Origin of the sequence: Phocaeicola faecalis (assembly GCF_021730445.1) — a bacterium.
In the GTDB taxonomy this organism is placed as follows: domain Bacteria; phylum Bacteroidota; class Bacteroidia; order Bacteroidales; family Bacteroidaceae; genus Phocaeicola; species Phocaeicola faecalis.
This window is the reverse complement of the sequence record NZ_JADNRM010000005.1, coordinates 48,452-67,627: the sequence shown is the minus strand read 5'-3', so window position 1 is coordinate 67,627 and position 19,176 is coordinate 48,452. Positions and strand designations below refer to the sequence as shown.

Genomic DNA, 19,176 nt, shown 5'->3' with positions numbered 1-19,176 from the left:
AAGATGACAAACGAGACAACAAACGAGCAGGAGGTCCTATTATTACGCCGCAAACTGGACCTGTTGCTGCGTACAGGAAAAATGCTCATGGAGAGCGCTGCGGATACTAATCGCATTGAGCGGAATATGAAGCGTGTCGCTGCCTATCTCGGCATCCCCGAAGATAAGTTGCACATCGATATCCGGTGGACTATGTTGATGGTTAATGTAAGTGACGAGAAACATTCTTTTTCCAAGTTCCAAAAATGTGAGAAACATGGCATTAACATGGAAGCCATTTCAAAAATCAGTAAATTGTCATGGCGTGCCATCGAACAGGATTATTCGTTGGATAAGTATGAGGAGGAACTGGAGAAGATTGCCCATCAGAAACGTAATTATACTCCTTACGTTGTTGCCATCTGTACCGGATTTGCCTGTGGCGGATTCTGTAAATTGTTTGGTGGTGACTGGATTGCTTTCTTGATAACCGCACTCTGTACTTTTGTCGGATTCCGTACCCGTGCCCGTTGCATAGAGTTCGGGATAAATGTGTACATGAGTATTGCTATTTCGGCATTTGTCTGCACGTGTCTGGCGTATGCCTTTTCGTTTACAGGATGGTCTGTAACACCTTATCATCCCTTATTGGCATGTACGCTCTATATCGTTCCGGGAGTCCCGCTAATCAACTTTGTGGATGACATGATTGATAATCATTTGCTGGTGGGTATCACTCGTGCCGCCAATACGGTCATGATGGTAGGGGGCATGGCATTCGGTATTGCCTTTGCGATGAGGCTTTTAGTGATGAATGATGTGACGATTGACCAGAAATTCAGTGAACTGAGTATGGTTCCGCATGACGGATATTGGGTGTATGCTATTGCAGCGGCTATTGCAGCGATGGGCTTTGCCACTATCTTTAATATTCAACGCCGCCTTTTGTGGGTGGTGGCTATAGGTGGAATAATTGCCGTGTGTACCCGTAACTTTGTGAACTTTGAACTGGGATACGGTCCGGTCATCGGTTCGTTTATGGGAAGTTTCGTTGTCAGCCTGTTGGCGGTGAAGGCCGTACACTGGTTTCACGTGCCGAATCACGTATTGACAATTCCTTCGGTCATTCCGATGGTTCCGGGTGTATTGATGTATCGTTCCTTGTTGGCATTTATTAATATGCACGGTGTGATAGGTGAGGTGACAAACGCCTTCTCAAACGGCATTAATTCTGCACTTATTATTTTGTGTATATCATTGGGTGTTGCTGTGCCCAACATCTTTGCGCGCCGTTATATTGCCAAAGACCGTCGGGAGTTTCTTCAGAAAGAATTGGAAGAACGCAAAGCACGAGGTAAATTTATTGAGTGGTAGTCTGTTGATTAATCTATAAGGAACTCCGCATGGTCGGTAAGTTAGAAAAACTTGCTCCATGCGGAGTTTTTTGATGCTAAAAAAGTAATTATTGTTCCCGATAGTGATTCATAATCTGTATATTTGCATTAAATCTATGCATTATTAAAATATTATATTATGAATAACCTACATTCCGGCCTACTTTATTCTTTGACGGGTGTCACGGCTTTGGCATCTATGTCTTCATGTGCTTCTCAGAAGAAAACAGAGGAGCAGAAACCTTTTAATATTGTCTATATCATGACGGATGACCATACTGCCCAGATGATGAGCTGCTATGACAAACGTTATATGGAAACACCTAACCTTGACAGAATTGCTAATGATGGGGTACGCTTTACCAACAGTTTTGTGGCAAACTCTTTGAGTGGCCCCAGTCGTGCCTGTATGATAACCGGCAAGCACAGTTGTGCCAATAAGTTTTATGATAATACGACGTGTGTATTTGACTCTTCACAGCAGACTTTTCCTAAGTTGTTGCAAAAAGCAGGTTACCAAACTGCTTTGGTGGGCAAATGGCATTTGGAAAGCTTGCCGACCGGCTTTAACTATTGGGAGATTGTGCCCGGACAGGGAGATTACTACAATCCCCGTTTCATTACGATGCAAAACGATACGATAGAGAAGCAGGGATATCTGACGAACCTCATTACCGATATGAGTATAGACTGGATGGAGAACCAACGCGATAAAGATAAGCCATTTTGTCTTTTGATTCATCACAAGGCCATTCACCGCAACTGGTTGCCCGAGTTGAAATATCTGAACGAATACGAAGACAAAACCTTCACCATGCCTGATAATTTTTATGATGATTATGAGGGACGTCCGGCTGCCGCTGCGCAGGAGATGAGTATCTTTAAAGATATGGATATCATGTATGATACCAAGATGCTGGATATGAATAAGGATTCACGCTTGAAATCGGCTTATTTGAACTTTATCGGGCGTCTGACACCGGAAGAGCGCAAACAATATGATGATTTCTATGCGCCTATCATCAAGGAGTTCTATCAGAAGAATCCACAAGGAAAAGAGCTCGCCGATTGGAAATTCCAACGTTATATGCGTGATTATGCCAAGGTGGTGAAGACATTGGATGACAATGTAGGCCGCGTGCTTGATTATCTGAAAGAAAAGAATCTGTTGGATAATACATTGGTGGTCTATACTTCCGACCAAGGATTTTATATGGGTGAGCATGGTTGGTTTGACAAACGTTTTATGTATGAAGAGTCCATGCGCACACCATTGATTATGCGTCTGCCGAAAGGATTCGACAGAAAAGGAGATATCACCGAAATGGTTCAGAACATAGACTATGCGCCTACGTTCCTTGAACTGGCAGGTGCTCCTGTTCCCGAAGACATACATGGGGTATCACTGCTTCCGTTACTGAAAGGCGAGCATCCGCAGAACTGGCGTAATGCATTGTATTATCATTTTTATGAGTATCCAGCAGAGCACATGGTGAAACGCCATTATGGTGTGCGTACCGACCGTTATAAATTGATTCATTTCTATAATGACATCGATGTGTGGGAACTGTATGACTTGCAGGCAGATCCGACAGAAATGCATAACCTCTACGGACAGGCTGAATATGAGCCTGTGGTGAAGGAACTGAAAGAAGAATTACTGAAGTTGCAGGAACAGTATAATGACCCTGTCCGTTTTTCTCCCGACAGGGATAAAGAGTAAAATACGATGATGAGATACATTTATCTGATAATTTTAGGCTTATTTTTTTCCATAGTCGATATGGAGGCGGATAATTCCGCTTCCATACCTTTAGTGCCTCGTCCGACCAGTGTTGTGCTTGGAACGGGAAACTTTCAATTTACTCCCAAAACAGTTTTTGCGGTCGAAACGGAGGAACAGGCTGCCGTTATCCGTTTGCTTTCCGAGCAGTTTGCCTGTGCCGCCGGCTTTACCCCGAAACTGAAAGTTGACAGTAAAAAGGGAGATTTAGTGTACCAGACAGACAAGAACATAAAAAGCGAAGCTTATTGTCTGGAGATTACTCCCAAGAAAATAACCGTCAAGGCGGCTGATGCCAAAGGCTTCTTTTATGCTTTGCAGAGCATCCGCCAGCTATTGCCGGCGGCAATAGAAAGTGCGGTTAAAGTGAATGATGTGGAATGGGTGGTGCCGGCAATGACTATCACCGACGAGCCTCGGTTCGGCTATCGCGGACTGATGGTGGATGTCGCCCGCTTTTTCACTCCGAAGGAGAATTTGCTTCGTATCATTGACTGTATGGGAATGTTGAAACTGAATACGTTGCATTTGCATCTGGTGGATGATAACGGCTGGCGTATCGAGATAAAGAAATATCCGTTGCTGACGGAAATAGGGGCTAGCCGGGTGGAGCGTCCGGGCAAACTTTTCCCCGAACGGCGGAATCAGCGTCAAGGTGAACCGACAGTGGAAAAAGGCTTCTATACTCAAGATGATATTCGTGAGATTGTTGCTTATGCGGCTGCACGCCGGATAGAGGTGATTCCCGAAATAGAGATGCCGGCACACAGCAATGCGGCGTTGGCAGCTTATCCTTTGTTGGCTTGTCCGGTGGTGGATAAATTTATCGGTGTGCTTCCCGGGTTGGGCGGAAATCATGCGGATATCATTTATTGTGCCGGCAACGACAGTGTCTTTACTTTCCTGCAAAATATAATTGACGAGGTGGTTGCATTGTTTCCTTCCAAATACATTCATTTGGGTGGTGACGAAGCCCGTAAAACCCATTGGAAGGTGTGTCCGCTGTGTCAGGCGCGGATGAAAAAAGAAGGACTGAAGGATGAAGAAGACTTGCAAGGTTACTTCATGGCACGTATGAGCAGTTATGTGAAGAGCAAAGGGCGCGAAGTCATGGGGTGGGATGAACTGACAAATACCAAGATTCCCGATGGTGCTGTTATCTTTGGCTGGCAAGGATACGGACAGGCTGCATTGAAGGCAGCCAAACAGGGACATCGTTTCGTGATGACTCCGGCACGCGTGTTGTACCTCATTCGTTATCAAGGTCCGCAATGGTTTGAGCCGGTCACTTATTTCGGCAATAATACATTGAAGGATGTATATGATTATGAACCGGTGGAACGAAGTTGGACAGCCGGGATGCGCTCATTACTGATGGGTATACAGGGGTCTATGTGGACTGAATTCTGCAACAAGCCTGAAGAAGTGGAATACCTGATTTTCCCTCGTCTGGCAGCAGTAGCCGAAGGCGCGTGGACTTTCCCGGTGCACAAGGACTGGGACAGATTCTTGGTGGCTCTGGATAACTTTACCGGACATCTTGATGTAAAAGGAATTACTTATGCCCGTTCCATGTACAATATCCAGCATAAAGTGACTCCGATGGACGGCAGTCTGCAAGTAGAGTTGGAATGTATCCGCCCCGATGTGGAGATACGTTATACCACAAACGGAAGTCAGCCCACAGCCAAGTCTTCTCTTTATGAACGCAAATGGCAAGTAACTACTCCTCAAACCATCAAAAGCGCTACCTTTAAAAACGGTAAACAGATGGGACAGACCTTGACTTTACCCATTCAATGGAACAAGGCGACGGCTAAACGGATGTTGCGCAGTAACCCGGTGGAGCGTGTGATGGTGAATGGTGTTCGCGGCAGCCTGAAATATACCGATTCGGAATGGGCGTCGTGGACACGGAATGATTCCATTGCCTTTACGCTGGATTTGAGAAAAAGAGAGCATCTGAATAAGTTGGTATTGGGCTGCATCAATAATTATGGTATGGGAGTGCATAAGCCCAAACGTGTTGAGGTGTGGCTTTCCAATGAAGATATTGAATATTGGAAAGTGGCTTCCAAAGAGTTTGAGCCGGAGGAGATATTCCGCGAAGGTACATTTATAGAAAACTTGCCGTTCAACTTGGATGATGCCGGTCGCTATGTGCGTGTCATCCTCTTTGGTGCAGGTGGCTGTCCGCTTACCCACGTGCGTCCGGAGCAGGAAGCGCGGGTATGTGTGGACGAGTTGATAATAGAATAAACAAAAATACTTAGAACGATGAAGAAGCGAATAACAGAAACCCTACTGGGCCTTTGGGCTTTCGTATGGTGTCTTCCCATGATGGCACAGCAACAACCCGAATGGCAGAGTCAGTATGCTGTCGGGCTGAATAAACTGGCTCCACATTCGTATGTATGGCCTTATAAAAATGCAGCCGATGTGCGGAACGGAAATTATGAGGATTCTCCTTATTATATGAGTCTGAATGGAAAATGGAAATTTCATTGGGTGAAGAACCCCGACAACCGTCCGAAAGATTTTTATAAGCCTTCTTTCTATGACGGAGGCTGGGCGGAAATCAGTGTGCCGGGCAACTGGGAACGACAAGGCTATGGAACAGCCATTTATGTCAACGAGACTTATGAGTTCGATGACAAAATGTTCCATTTCAAAAAGAATCCTCCATTGGTGCCTTATGAGGAAAATGAAGTCGGCTCTTACCGTCGCACATTCAGCATACCGGCAGACTGGAAAGACCGCCGGGTGGTAATTTGCTGCGAAGGGGTAATCTCTTTTTATTATATTTGGGTGAACGGTCATCTGCTTGGCTATAACCAGGGTTCGAAGACTCCTGCAGAATGGGATATTACGGACAAGTTGCAGGAGGGCGAGAATACGGTTGCGTTGGAAGTATACCGTTGGAGTGCAGGTTCTTATCTGGAGTGTCAGGATATGTGGCGGCTGAGCGGCATTGAGCGGGATGTATATCTTTACAGCACTCCCAAACAATATATTTCGGACTATAAAGTGATTTCTTCTTTGGATAAGAAAGATTATAAAGAAGGTATATTCGGGGTGGAAGCGACTGTTGAGGGGCCGTCTGCTTCAGTCTCTTCCTTGTCTTACCGCTTGGAGGATGCTGCGGGAAAAACCGTACTGAAGGGTGAGCAACCGATTAAGTCGAGAGGCCTTAGCAACTTCATTGCTTTTGAAGAACAACGGATACCTGATGTAAAACCTTGGAGTGCAGAGCACCCCCATCTTTATACGTTGGTTTTGGAGCTGAAGGACACCGATGGAAAAATTTCCGAGCTGACCGGATGTGCGGTCGGTTTCCGTACGTCCGAGATAAAGGACGGACGGTTCTGCATCAACGGTGTGCCTGTGCTGGTAAAGGGAACCAATCGCCATGAGCATTCCCAATTGGGGCGTACTGTGAGCAAAGAACTGATGGAAGAAGATATCAAACTGATGAAACAGCATAATATCAATACTGTCCGTAATTCTCACTATCCCACTCATCCCTATTGGTATCAGTTGTGCGACCGTTACGGACTGTATATGATTGATGAGGCGAATATCGAATCTCACGGTATGGGGTACGGTGCGGCATCTTTGGCAAAAGACTCTACCTGGCTGCCGGCTCACATGGATCGTATACAGCGTATGTATGAACGCTCAAAGAACCATCCTGCCATTGTGATTTGGTCATTGGGTAATGAAGCCGGAAACGGTATCAACTTTGAACGTACTTATGATTGGATGAAGTCTATAGAGCAATCTCGTCCGATACAGTATGAACGCGCGGAGCAGAATTACAATACGGACATTTACTGCCGTATGTATCGCGGTGTGGACGTACTCAGAGCGTATGCACGCCAGACAGAACCGAAAGTTTACCGTCCCTTTATAATGACCGAGTATCTGCATGCAATGGGTAACAGCGGTGGCGGACTGAAAGAATATATGGATGTATTTGAGTCTGAACCTATTGTACAGGGCGGCTGTATTTGGGATTGGGTAGACCAGTCGTTCCGCGAGATAGATGAAAACGGTAAATGGTATTGGAGCTATGGAGGCGATTATGGTCCCGAAGGGGTACCCAGTTTCGGCAATTTCTGTTGTAACGGACTGGTGAATGCCGTTCGCGAACCGCATCCTCATCTGATTGAGGTGAAGAAAGACTATCAGTATATCAAGTCGGCACTGACAGACCGGCGCAACCTTGCATTGAAGGTAAAGAATTGGTATGACTTCACCAATCTGAATGCATATACGCTGCATTGGCAGGTGGTAGGTGATAATGGAACCGTTATCAAAGAAGGTACTCACAAAATAGACTGTGCTCCCCACGCAACCGCTGATTTTGCTTTGGGACGTATAGAGCTGCCGTCGGATATCCGTGAAGCTTATCTTAATCTGAGTTGGACGCCTGATACGCCCCAACCATTTATCGGTACAGATTTTGAAGTGGCTTATGACCAGTTTGTCTTGCCTGCCAACAAGAGTTTCCATGCGCAAGCTCCCAAACCGGAAGGAGAAGTGAAGTGGGATATTGACCGGCAAACAGGCGCATTGCGCTCTTATATTTATAATGGTAAGGAAATGCTGGCATCTCCCGTTGTGCTGAGTCTTTATCGTCCTGTCACAGATAATGACAACCGTGAGAGAACAGGTGGCGCACGGGCCTGGAAAAAAGCGGGCTTGGACAATCTGGTTCAAAAGGCAACCTTTGTCGAATCGTCTGCAAAAGGCGGCAAAGCCAAAGTGGAGCTGTTGAATGCCGAAGGCCGTAAAGTGGGTACTGCCGACTTCCTGTATGCGCTGAAAAAGGACGGTACGCTGGAAGTGAAGACAACGTTTGTTCCTGATACAGCCGTTGTTACCTCGTTGGCGAGAGTCGGTCTGGCTTTTGAAATGTCGGATACTTATAACCAGGTTTCATATTTGGGACGCGGTGAGCACGAAACTTATGCAGACCGTAACCAGTCGGGACGTATTGGTATTTATCATACAGATGCAGAGCGTATGTTCCATTATTATGTAAAACCGCAGGCAACAGGAAATCGCACGGATGTACGTTGGATGAACCTGACGGATGAAGCGGGTAACGGATTGGCTTTCCGTTCGGACAAGCATTTTCAGTTCAGCGTCATTCCTTTCACGGACATGAATGTGGACAAAGCAACCCACATCAATGAACTGCAACGGACAGGTGTCGTAACCGTTCATCTCGATGCAGAACAGTCGGGAGTGGGTACCGCTACTTGCGGGCCGGGTGTGCTGCCTCAATACCTTGTCCCGGTGCAAAAACATACATTTGAATTTATGATTCGCCCTTTAACAAAATAAAAACAAGACACATGAGAAAAACAATTCTGACCGCAGCTTTGGTTTGTGCCTTTTTAGGTGCACAAGCTCAGGAGTATTATGAGAAGCAAGTGACCTTCCCTGCCGGGGCGACCTTGGAACAGAAAGTAGATATGGCTTCTCGCCTGGTGCCCACTCCGCAACAGTTGGCGTGGCAACAAATGGAGTTTACCGCTTTCCTCCATTTTGGTATCAATACGTTTACCGGCAATGAATGGGGAAGCGGAAAAGAAGACCCGGCTATCTTCAATCCCACCGAACTGGACTGTGAGCAATGGGTGCGCTCACTGAAAGAAGGCGGCTTCAAAATGGCGATTATTACGGCCAAGCATCATGATGGTTTCTGTCTTTGGCCTACCAAGACAACTAAACATTCCGTAGCCAATTCTCCGTGGAAGAATGGAAAAGGAGACGTCGTCCGTGAGTTGCGCAATGCCTGCGACAAGTACGGCATTAAGTTTGGTGTTTACCTCTCTCCGTGGGATCGTAATGCCGAATGTTATGGCGATTCTCCCGCATACAATAAATTCTTTATCGAACAGCTCACCGAGCTTCTGACCAATTACGGAGAAGTGCACGAGGTTTGGTTTGACGGTGCGAACGGAGAAGGTCCTAACGGCAAGAAGCAGATTTATGATTGGGATGCCATCTTGAAAACCATCCGCCGTCTGCAACCGAAAGCTGTGACAGCCATTATGGGTGATGACGTCCGTTGGGTGGGCAACGAACGCGGTATCGGGCGTGAAACCGAGTGGAGCGCTACAGCTCTTATGCCCCATTCTTATGCGGGCGCCGACGAAAGTTATGCCAAGTTGGGCATTAAAGGAACCGGAAAAGACTTGGGAAGCCGTGCTTTATTAGAGAAGGCTCCGACTTTGTATTGGTATCCGTCGGAAGTGGATGTGTCTATCCGTCCGGGATGGTTCTACCATGCCGAGCAGGATAATCAGGTAAAATCATTGGCGCATCTGACTGATATTTATTTCAAGTCGGTGGGCTATAACTCTGTACTGTTGCTGAATATCCCTCCCGACAGACGCGGCTTGATTCACGAGAATGATGCCAACCGCATCAAGGAACTGGCTGCTTATGTCAAAAAAATATTTGCCGACAATCAGGTGGAAAAGGGTAATGCCGCATGGACAGCCAAAGCCGGTGAGTCTAAAGTGTATAAACTGAAAAAAGATGCTTTGGTCAATACATTCCTCATTCAGGAAGATATCTCCAAGGGACAGCGTATAGAAGATTTTACGATTGAGGTGTTTACCAATGGTGCGTGGCGTCATGTGGCAGAAGGAACGACGGTTGGCTATAAACGTCTTGTACGCTTCTCCGACAGCAAAGCGGAAAAGTTGAGAGTGACCGTAAATGCTGCTCGCGGGACAGCCAATATTTCCAACATCGGTCTTTATTATGCACAGCCTTTGACAGAAAAGAATGCGAAAGTGAAATTAAGTGATGTCTCGGTGAAAGATTGGAAAACGGTGGGAATGCCGGCGGAAGCGGCTAATGCTATCGACGGAGATTCCCAAACAGCATGGACTGCCAATGCTCTAACTCCTTTGGTAGTGGATATGGGTAAAGAATCGGAGATAATCGGTTTCAGCTATGCACCTGCACAAAAAGAAGACCTTACGGGAACGATTTATAAGTATAACTTCTATGTCAGTACCGATGGAAAGAACTGGACGAAGTGTGATGCCAGTGGAGAATTCAGCAACATCATGCACAATCCTGTTCCTTATTTTGTCCGGTTCGGTAAGAAATATCCGGCACGCTACTTTAAACTGGAGCCGACTGCCGAGATAAACAACAAGCCGGCAACAACCGTTGGCGAGGTTGGAGTCTTGTTGAAATAAACGGAAACATAACTTCTTTATATCCTTTTGGCTGTGGCCGAAAGTGATTCTCATTATCGTTTTGCAGTGGGGGTTGTGTCAAAACGTGGATAATGCTGTCGTTTAGTTTGTAGGGGCGAGGTTCGCTCGCCCGAAAACAGTTTGTTTTGTGTCTTCGGGCAGGCAAACCCTGCCCCTACAGCTGACGATTGGATAGGCTGGTTTAGTTTTGACACACTCCCACGGCAGACGATTTGGCAACTACGTTGGCCTCATTATCTCCCCAAATGTTTTATTATTAGCTGCTTATCCCCTCCGTCGGTAATTCCTTACACACTAAATGTGGAAAATATTCTTTTTATTTCGGATGATTTTATACTATATATTATCAGAAAGGGGCATAACTTTGCTCTCGTTAATGTGAGTTACTTATAATAACCTTATATCTGATAATGGAATTTATGAATCGGAATAAACAATACGTGAAACAGGCAGCCTGTGTCTTTACATGGATGGTGACTATGTGTTTCGGGGTAGGATTGCAAACAGTCAGTGCGCAAAATAATTCGGGTGATGAACAAGGTTTGGAGAGTGTCTATTCGGCGGTCGGTCTGAACGAGCGTGCGGAGGAAGAGGCACTGAACGGTTGGTGGCGCCTTGGCGATTCCACACGTGCCGAACGTATGAAATGGTTCAATGAAGCCAAGTTTGGTTGTTTTGTGCATTGGGGGGTATATGCAAAGGCCGGAGGCACATGGAAAGGAAAGAAACTGCTGGGATATTCGGAACATTTAATGCGCCGTGAAAAAATAACACTTGAAGAGTATACCGATTCACTGGTCCGTCCGTTTGACCCGGTTTCTTTTGATGCGGACGAATGGATGCGGTTAGCTTATGAAGCCGGAATGCGTTATTTCATAATTACCGCCAAGCACCATGATGGATTTGCCATGTTTCCGAGCGATGTGTATCCTTATGATATCCGAATGACAAAAATGAAAGGTGACCCGATGAAGGAGTTGGCGGATGCGGCGCGGCGTTATGGCATTAAATTCGGATTTTATTACTCGCATGCGTTTGATTGGGAACATCAGGATGCTCCGGGAAACGATTGGATGTATGATAATCCGGGTGGAGACAAGCTGCTCCACGGCGCGGAATGGTGGATTAATTATCCCCAGTTCTTACCGGTGGCCCGCAGATATGTCAATGAAAAGTGTTTGCCCCAATTGGCAGAATTGGTGCACCGCTATCATCCTGATATCCTTTGGTTTGATACTCCTCATAAGTTGCCGTTGGCTGAGAACTTACGCATATTGCAGTATCTGCGCAAAATAGCCCCCGATGTAGTCATTAACGGACGGTTGGCACGCAATGGCGACCGTCAGTATGGGGATTATACCAATACCGGTGACCGGGCTGCTTACTTTTTCCCTACTCCCGGTGCATGGGAATCGATTCCGACTACCAACGATTCGTATGGATACAATGCCAACGACCGTTCGCACAAACCGGTGAGTCATTTCATCCGTCTGTTGGCATCTGCTGCTGCACGAGGAGGAAACTTATTAATGAATGTCGGGCCGAAAGGTGATGGAGCGATTGACGATGTGGATATACAGATATTGAAGGGTATTGGTCGATGGATGCAGCATAGTGGTTCAAGCTTATATGGTACGGTTGCTTCGGGCTTGCCTTCCCAGTCATGGGGAGAAACTACCCTGAAAGGTGACTCGCTCTTTTTGCATATCTTTCACTATCCTAAAGATGGCATCCTGTTGGTAAACGGTCTGGAAGGTGTCCGTTTGAATGAGGCTCGTTTCCTGGCTTCGGGACATCCGGTCAAGGTGCACCGCATGAGTGCATCCGAGTGGAAAATAAAACTGCCGGAAGCGGAGGTGGCCTGTATGGATACGGTAGTAGTGCTTCGCAAGTCGGGTGATATACGTCCTTCGTCACAGCGATTGCTTCATCCGGGAATGGTGAATGAACTGCCTGCTTTTGAGGCCGATATGAATAGTGGCAACTTTCAGCATGGCGATGGTAAAGTGTTGCGTAACTATATCTCCAACTGGACAAAATCGGATGAAACACTGTCATGGGAGATAAAGAGCCTTCGTTCCGCCAATTATAATCTTACGTTGGAGTACACGGGTACAGGAAGCGGAGATGCAGGAAAGATGGAATTGAGAATTGCGGGAAAGAATTATCCTTTTGAGTATGAGGGTTGCTCCGCAAATAAAGTGGCTAGGCTCCGGTTAGGGACCGTTTCGTTAAAAGCCGGTCAACATACCATTTCATTGCACGGCATTTCGCATCAGGGAAAGGAATTTATGCGTCCTGTCCGCTTGGTGTTGGAACAAGAATAAGTATTTAATTATGAGAGTTCGGTCACTAACTTGCTGAATACCCAGTCGTATACAGTAACACAAAATACAGGCATCAACAGGTATTATTCTAACCTTCCACTAAGAGGGAGAGAAGTTTTATTCCGAATTTTGTGGAGAATATAGGGTTGGTGTATCATATATTCTTATGCTCTCATTTTGTTTTGGTTTACGCATCGAGTATCTGGCGATGGCCCCTCATAATCTAGCCGGCATATTGGAAAACAAACGTCCCATCCTTCTCCTTTTTTGTCGTCGGCAGCAGCGATATATGTGTAGGCTGATGCGTACGTCCGTGTAGCCCGATACGTATATACGTGTGAGCTTATGCGTATATACGTGCAGGCCTATGCCACCGTATGTGTAGCCCGATGCATACGTACATGCTGAAGGATACAAAAAGACCTTGAAGTTTTCAGAAAAGCTCGGTGTGTTTTTTTTAAACTTCACCATCTTTTTCAAAAAGCTCGGTGTGTTTTTCATGTAGGGGCAGATGGGAGTAGTCCCTCATTAGACCGGTCATTCCCTCTTCTCCGTTCATCCTTACATTTTAATCAAAGTGCGCTGGCTATCAGATGGTTAAAGATGACAGCACATCCCTTCATCCTCCCTTCAGCCGTGCTTTCCAAGTCCCTTCACAATCTGCCTTCAGCGATTCCCTGTGTATTTTCTATACATCTTTTCAGTCTGCCCCTACAGAAAATGAAAGCGTTATCGAAAAAGTTAAAAAGCTGGAAGAAGTTTCACAAGTGAAAGGAGGCTGAAAGGACGGTGACGGGATGTCCCTTCACTACCGGAAGCCTCATCAACAGGGCGTTTCAACGACTAATGAAAGGAGGAAGGAAGAAACATATTTCTGCTTGTAGGGTGAAAAAAATATAGAGTTGTATATGCTATAGGCAGACTTTAGCACTATCTCAAAGACTTTTATGTAATATGAGTAGATGGAAGGTCGTTATGAATTTCATGTCGAAAATTGCATTTTCTCCTCTGTTGATTGAAAAATAGATTTATCTTTGTAACATGAACGCTAAGATATAAATGAAAGACTGATGAAAGAAGCAACCATAACCCCTTTTGCAAAGCCGCTTTATGTGATGACCAAGCCTGTGGGCGCAGTCTGCAATCTGGCTTGCGACTATTGTTATTACCTGGAAAAAGCAAAGTTATATGAAGAACAACCTCGCCATGTGATGAGTGACGAGCTGCTTGAGAAGTTCATAAAGGAATATATTGAATCGCAAACCATGCCTCAAGTGCTGTTTACTTGGCATGGAGGGGAAACCCTGATGCGTCCTTTGTCCTTTTATAAAAAGGCGATGGAGCTTCAAAAGAAATATGCCGGAGGCCGTACGATTGATAATTGCATCCAGACCAACGGTACACTGCTGACCGATGAATGGTGTGAGTTCTTTCGCGAGAACAATTTTCTGGTAGGCATCTCTATTGATGGTCCGCAAGAGTTTCATGACGAATATCGGAAGAATAAGATGGGACAGCCTTCTTTTGTGAAGGTGATGCGTGGCATTAACTTGTTGAAAAAACATGGGGTGGAATGGAATGCCATGGCGGTAGTGAATGACTACAACGCCGATTACCCTTTGGAGTTCTATCGCTTTTTCCGCGATGAGCTTGATTGTCATTATATTCAGTTTACTCCTATCGTGGAGCGTCTCTCCAAACGTACGGACGGACTGAAACTCTCTTCTTTGAAACAAAAAGACGGAGAATTGGCGCCTTTCACTGTCTCGCCCGAGCAATGGGGGACATTTCTCTGTACCATTTTTGATGAATGGGTGAAGAAGGATGTAGGAAATTACTTTATTCAGATATTTGATTCCACACTGGCCAACTGGGTAGGACAGCAGCCGGGGGTCTGTTCGATGGCAAAATATTGCGGCCATGCTGCCGTGATGGAATTTAATGGGGATGTTTATTCGTGCGACCATTTTGTATTTCCTGAATATAAATTGGGAAATATCTATCAAAAGACGTTGGTAGAGATGATGTATAGCAAGGAACAGGAAGCATTTGGGGCCATGAAGCACAACAGCCTGCCGCAGCAATGTCTGAATTGCCAATATGAGTTTGCCTGCCACGGCGAATGTCCCAAGAACCGCTTTGCTGTGACGGAGGACGGAGAACCGGGACTGAACTATCTGTGCAAAGGATATTATAAATTCTTTGACCATGTAGCTCCCTATATGGATTTCATGAAAAAAGAACTGTTGGCAGAGCGTGCCCCGGCAAACGTGATGGACTGGATACGCGAGAATGAATAAAAAATAAAAGGAGTAAAGTGATTCACTTTACTCCTTTTATTTTCTCCGGTCAGATGAATTATTTTCCGTTGTATTCATCAGATACAGTTAATTTCTTACGACCTTTTGCACGACGGCTCGCCAATACGCGACGGCCATTAGCAGTTGCCATTCTTTCACGGAATCCGTGTTTGTTTTTTCTCTTTCTGTTAGAGGGTTGGAATGTTCTTTTCATTGTATATACTTATTTTTATGTTATTATTCACGCTGTAACGGGCTGCAAAATTAGTGACTTTTTTGAAATAAACAAAGAGATAACTCATTTTTAGTGATTTCTTTTTGCGTTTTTTCTTGATTTACATTACTTTTGCACCCGAAATCACGACCGTAAGTGAATATAATCTGAAATAATAATCAAATATAAGCAAAGAAAAGTATGATTAATGCTCAAGACATTAAAATCGGAACTGCTATCCGTATGGACGGCAAGTTGTATTTCTGTATTGACTTCCTGCATGTAAAACCGGGAAAAGGTAATACGTTCATGCGTACTAAATTGAAAGATGTAGTTAATGGTTACGTCCTGGAACGTCGTTTCAATATCGGTGAAAAACTGGAAGATGTACGTGTGGAACGTCGTCCGCATCAGTTTCTTTATCATGATGGGGACAACTATCAGTTTATGAATCAGGAAACATTCGACCAAATTCCTATCGCTCACGATTTGATTAACGGTGTGGACTTCCTGCTGGAAGGAATGGTGGTAGATGTAGTTTCTGACGCTTCTACCGAAACGGTTCTTTTTGCTGATGTTCCTGTTAAAGTACAGATGAAGATTACTTATACAGAACCGGGATTGAAGGGTGATACAGCTACAAATACATTGAAACCTGCTACAGTGGAATCGGGTGCAACGGTTCGCGTTCCTTTGTTCATCAATGAAGGTGAAACAATCGAAATCGATACTCGTGACGGTTCATACGTGGGTCGTGTGAAAGCATAATCTCTGTAAACCAGTATATAAAAAGGCGGAACTTGTTGCAAGCTCCGCCTTTTTTGTGTTCCTTTGTACGACAAAATGATAGCAGTTTATGAGATATTCTTTTATTATACCGGTTTATAATCGTCCGGATGAAGTGGATGAGTTGCTGGAAAGTCTCACGCGGCAGACGGAGAAGGACTTTGAAGTGATAGTGGTGGAGGACGGCTCGTCTGTTCCTTGTAAAGAGGTGGTGGAGCGTTATGCCGATTGTTTGGATATACATTATTATAATAAGCCTAATTCCGGGCCGGGACAAACTCGTAATTATGGCTCCGAGCGCAGTAATGGGGAATATCTTATTATTCTGGATTCCGATTGTATATTGCCCGAAGGTTATCTGGCGGCGGTCGGAGCAGAGTTGCAAAGGGAAAGGGCGGATGCTTTCGGGGGACCCGACCGTGCACATGAGTCGTTTTCCGATGTGCAGAAGGCTATCAACTATGCCATGACTTCATTCTTTACGACCGGAGGTATTCGCGGTGGCAAAAAGAAAATGGACAAGTTCTATCCGCGCAGTTTCAATATGGGAGTGCGGGCGGAAGTATATAAAGCGTTGGGCGGCTTCTCCAAAATGCGTTTTGGAGAGGATATTGATTTCAGCATCCGGATATTCAAGGGAGGTTATGCCTGCCGGTTGTTTCCCGAGGCATGGGTGTGGCACAAACGCCGTACGGACTTGAAGAAATTCTTCAAACAGGTGCATAACTCGGGTATTGCACGCATCAATCTGTATAAAAAATATCCGGAATCATTGAAAATAGTACATTTGTTACCGGCAGTCTTTACATTGGGGGTACTGTTTTTATTATTGGGTTCGTTGGTCTGTGCATGGAGTTTGTCGTTACTTTTGCTCTTTGCTGTCATTATATGTATTGACTCGACATTGCAAAATAGGAGCTTGAAAATAGGATTGCTTTCTATTGTGGCTTCGTTCATTCAGTTGACTGGATACGGAACGGGTTTTTTACGGGCATGGTGGAAGCGTTGTGTGCTGAAGAAAGACGAGTTTGCGGCGTTTGAAAAGAACTTTTATAAATAATGGGGGAGAAACTGGCTATAAACCGTTGGGCGGAGGAGGACCGGCCGCGTGAAAAGATGGCTCATCATGGGGTGGCTGCGCTTTCCAATGCCGAATTATTGGCTATTCTGATAGGTTCGGGAAATACGGAAGACTCGGCCGTGGAACTGATGCGGAAGATATTGGGTGACTATCATAATAATTTGAACGAGTTGGGCAAATGCAGTATTGATGATTTGTGCCATTATAAGGGAATAGGTCCGGCTAAAGCCATCAGTATTCTTGCTGCTTCCGAACTGGGGAAGCGACGTAAGGAAGAAGAGGTGAAGGAGCGGAAAAGGATACTCAGTTCTTGTGATGTTTATCAATATTTTTATCCTTTGATGTGCGATTTGCCTACGGAAGAATGTTGGGTGTTGTTGCTCAATCAAGCCTCAAAAGTAATAGACAGGGTGAAAATAAGTGCCGGTGGACTGGCTGCCACTGCTGTGGATATTCGTTGTATCTTGCGAGAGGCATTGATGAAGCGTGCTGTGTCGATGGCGCTTTGCCATAATCATCCTTCGGGAAGTCTGCGTCCCAGCAGGGAAGATGATTGCCTGACCGAACAGTTGGATAAAGCTGCCAAAATAATGAATATAAGGTTGATTGACCATGTTATTTTAACAGACGGCAAATATTATAGTTATGCCGATGAGGGAAGAATATAGAACCGCCTCGGCCTGTGCCTTGTGAAGGTTCAGCAAGCGCATAGGCCGGATGGAGGCGGGTTGGTGATAAGAATTTATTTCTTCAGCTGGTTTCTTAAACGCATCAGAGCTTCTACATAATAATAATCGGCATAGCTCAAGGGAACATCAACTTCACTGTTTCCGGGAAAATGGCCGGTGGAATGCATCAGGGCAAAATTGCAGTTCGTACCTTTTGCAGCCAGATAGTCGGGACTTGTTAACGAACGAATCTGTTGTTCTGCAAAGTCCAGGTAACTCTTTGCCTCCGTACTCTTGTCCAGTTGGCTCAGTTCTATTAGGGCAGAGGCCATGATTGCAGCGGCGGAGGCATCACGGGGTACATCGGGAATGCCCGGAGCGTCAAAATCCCAATAAGGAACTTTATCGGCCGGCATATTCGGATGGTTCATAATAAATGAGGCAATATGTTTGGCATGCGTCAAATACTCTGCTTTGCCTGTCTCACGATACATCATAGTGAAGCCATACAAAGCCCAAGCCTGTCCGCGGGCCCAGGCTGATTCGTCAGCCGCTCCCTGATGGGTCTGCTTTTTATGCGGCATGCCGGTTATCGTATCATAGGAAACTACATGATAACAGCTATAGTCATCACGAAAATGGTGAAGCATGGTCTTGTCTGCATGAGAAATGGCCATTTTGCGGAAACGGTCGTCACCGGATGCCTTCGAAGCCCAACTGAAGAATTCCAGATTCATCATATTGTCAATGATGACCGGGAACTGCCAGATTTTTTTATTGAAGTCCCAGGAACGGATGGCTCCCACCCGTTCGTCATAACGGGTAGCCAGTGAATTGACTCCGGTCAGCATCACGTCTTTATACTCCGGTTTTCCGGTCAGGCGGTAACCGTTGCCGTAGCTGCAATATAGCATGAAACCGACGTCGTGGCTGTAAGTGATATGTTTTACCTCTTCTACACGGTCGGTGTACATTTCTGCATATTTTTTCATTTCCGGGGTCGGATTGTATTCATATAAATACCACAATTCACCCGGGAAGAAACCGCTGCACCACCAACTGTAATCGCTGGTTTCCAGCTTGCCTTCTTTATTGATTGTTTTCGGCAGACGACCTTCCTGTGTTTCCAGTTCTTTTGCCATTAATAGGGCCTGTTCGGTCGAAGCCTTCAAGCCGCGGTCGATGATCTCTTCGATAGGTTCTTGTTTGGGTTGTGCATCACAGGCGGCCAATAAGACGGTAACGGCCCATAATACACCATACGATAATTTGTTCATAATAGAGATAGATTATTAGGTTTTTGTGACAAATATACCGGTTTTAATTTAAAAGGCAAAAAGTATTCGGTTATGAATACTTCCTGCCTTTCAGTTTTTTTATATAACCTGATTCGG

12 protein-coding genes are annotated in these 19,176 nt (G+C 45.5%); 10 read left to right on the top strand and 2 right to left on the bottom strand.

The genetic code is table 11. The features are described 5' to 3' along the window. Nucleotides 1–3 precede the first annotated feature (3 nt). The 7 genes from IR173_RS07650 (at nt 4) to IR173_RS07620 (ending at nt 15,033) form a co-directional block, all read left to right on the top strand. Nucleotides 4–1,353, top strand: coding sequence for a threonine/serine exporter family protein (locus IR173_RS07650; protein ID WP_237039064.1), 1,350 nt, complete (start codon nt 4–6; stop codon nt 1,351–1,353). A gap of 159 nt (nt 1,354–1,512) precedes the next feature. Then, a complete protein-coding gene (locus IR173_RS07645) occupies nt 1,513–3,096 on the top strand; it encodes a sulfatase family protein (protein WP_237039063.1) in 1,584 nt (527 codons plus the stop codon). 9 nt (nt 3,097–3,105) lie between these two features. Continuing rightward, nucleotides 3,106–5,415 (top strand): beta-N-acetylhexosaminidase, encoded by a 2,310-nt coding sequence (locus IR173_RS07640; protein WP_237039137.1) that lies wholly within the window; start codon nt 3,106–3,108, stop codon nt 5,413–5,415. Between the two features lie 18 nt (nt 5,416–5,433). Continuing rightward, nucleotides 5,434–8,508: a glycoside hydrolase family 2 TIM barrel-domain containing protein gene (locus tag IR173_RS07635; RefSeq protein ID WP_237039062.1), complete on the top strand. Its 3,075-nt coding sequence runs from the start codon at nt 5,434–5,436 to the stop codon at nt 8,506–8,508. Between the two features lie 11 nt (nt 8,509–8,519). After that, the gene (locus IR173_RS07630) at nt 8,520–10,385 is read left to right on the top strand and encodes an alpha-L-fucosidase (protein ID WP_237039061.1); all 1,866 of its coding nucleotides are present in this window, start codon (nt 8,520–8,522) and stop codon (nt 10,383–10,385) included. Between the two features lie 440 nt (nt 10,386–10,825). Continuing rightward, on the top strand, nt 10,826–12,733 hold the full coding sequence (locus IR173_RS07625) for an alpha-L-fucosidase (protein WP_237039060.1): 1,908 nt from the start codon (nt 10,826–10,828) through the stop codon (nt 12,731–12,733). 1,070 nt (nt 12,734–13,803) lie between these two features. Next, the gene (locus IR173_RS07620) at nt 13,804–15,033 is read left to right on the top strand and encodes an anaerobic sulfatase-maturation protein (protein ID WP_237039059.1); all 1,230 of its coding nucleotides are present in this window, start codon (nt 13,804–13,806) and stop codon (nt 15,031–15,033) included. 58 nt (nt 15,034–15,091) lie between these two features. On the opposite strand, the gene rpmH is transcribed toward IR173_RS07620, so the two are convergent. Continuing rightward, entirely contained in the window at nt 15,092–15,247 is a 156-nt protein-coding gene (gene rpmH, locus IR173_RS07615; protein ID WP_005840676.1) for a 50S ribosomal protein L34, read from the bottom strand. A gap of 201 nt (nt 15,248–15,448) precedes the next feature. On the opposite strand from rpmH, the gene efp reads away from it, so the two are divergent. The 3 genes from efp to radC all read left to right on the top strand — a co-directional run bounded on the left by efp (nt 15,449) and on the right by radC (nt 17,782). After that, nucleotides 15,449–16,015, top strand: coding sequence for an elongation factor P (efp, locus tag IR173_RS07610; protein ID WP_237039058.1), 567 nt, complete (start codon nt 15,449–15,451; stop codon nt 16,013–16,015). Between the two features lie 88 nt (nt 16,016–16,103). Continuing rightward, nucleotides 16,104–17,093: a glycosyltransferase gene (locus tag IR173_RS07605; RefSeq protein WP_237039057.1), complete on the top strand. Its 990-nt coding sequence runs from the start codon at nt 16,104–16,106 to the stop codon at nt 17,091–17,093. Then, on the top strand, nt 17,093–17,782 hold the full coding sequence (radC, locus tag IR173_RS07600; protein WP_237039056.1) for a RadC family protein: 690 nt from the start codon (nt 17,093–17,095) through the stop codon (nt 17,780–17,782). The genes IR173_RS07605 and radC overlap by 1 nt, the downstream gene beginning before the upstream one ends. Nucleotides 17,783–17,856: 74 nt before the next feature. Here the strand turns inward: radC and IR173_RS07595 are convergent, their stop codons facing one another. Further along, nucleotides 17,857–19,059 carry a glycoside hydrolase family 88 protein gene (locus IR173_RS07595; RefSeq protein WP_237039055.1) on the bottom strand — a complete coding sequence of 401 codons (1,203 nt, stop codon included), beginning with the start codon at nt 19,057–19,059 and terminating at the stop codon, nt 17,857–17,859. Nucleotides 19,060–19,176 lie beyond the last annotated feature (117 nt).

Coding starts and splice junctions, on each gene's coding strand:
- IR173_RS07595 (WP_237039055.1), bottom strand. CDS start 19,059: ATGAACAAATTATCGTATGGTGTATTATGGGCCGTTACCGTCTTATTG.
- IR173_RS07650 (WP_237039064.1), top strand. CDS start 4: ATGACAAACGAGACAACAAACGAGCAGGAGGTCCTATTATTACGCCGC.
- IR173_RS07645 (WP_237039063.1), top strand. CDS start 1,513: ATGAATAACCTACATTCCGGCCTACTTTATTCTTTGACGGGTGTCACG.
- IR173_RS07640 (WP_237039137.1), top strand. CDS start 3,106: ATGAGATACATTTATCTGATAATTTTAGGCTTATTTTTTTCCATAGTC.
- rpmH (WP_005840676.1), bottom strand. CDS start 15,247: ATGAAAAGAACATTCCAACCCTCTAACAGAAAGAGAAAAAACAAACAC.
- IR173_RS07605 (WP_237039057.1), top strand. CDS start 16,104: ATGAGATATTCTTTTATTATACCGGTTTATAATCGTCCGGATGAAGTG.
- radC (WP_237039056.1), top strand. CDS start 17,093: ATGGGGGAGAAACTGGCTATAAACCGTTGGGCGGAGGAGGACCGGCCG.
- IR173_RS07625 (WP_237039060.1), top strand. CDS start 10,826: ATGAATCGGAATAAACAATACGTGAAACAGGCAGCCTGTGTCTTTACA.
- IR173_RS07620 (WP_237039059.1), top strand. CDS start 13,804: ATGAAAGAAGCAACCATAACCCCTTTTGCAAAGCCGCTTTATGTGATG.
- IR173_RS07630 (WP_237039061.1), top strand. CDS start 8,520: ATGAGAAAAACAATTCTGACCGCAGCTTTGGTTTGTGCCTTTTTAGGT.
- efp (WP_237039058.1), top strand. CDS start 15,449: ATGATTAATGCTCAAGACATTAAAATCGGAACTGCTATCCGTATGGAC.
- IR173_RS07635 (WP_237039062.1), top strand. CDS start 5,434: ATGAAGAAGCGAATAACAGAAACCCTACTGGGCCTTTGGGCTTTCGTA.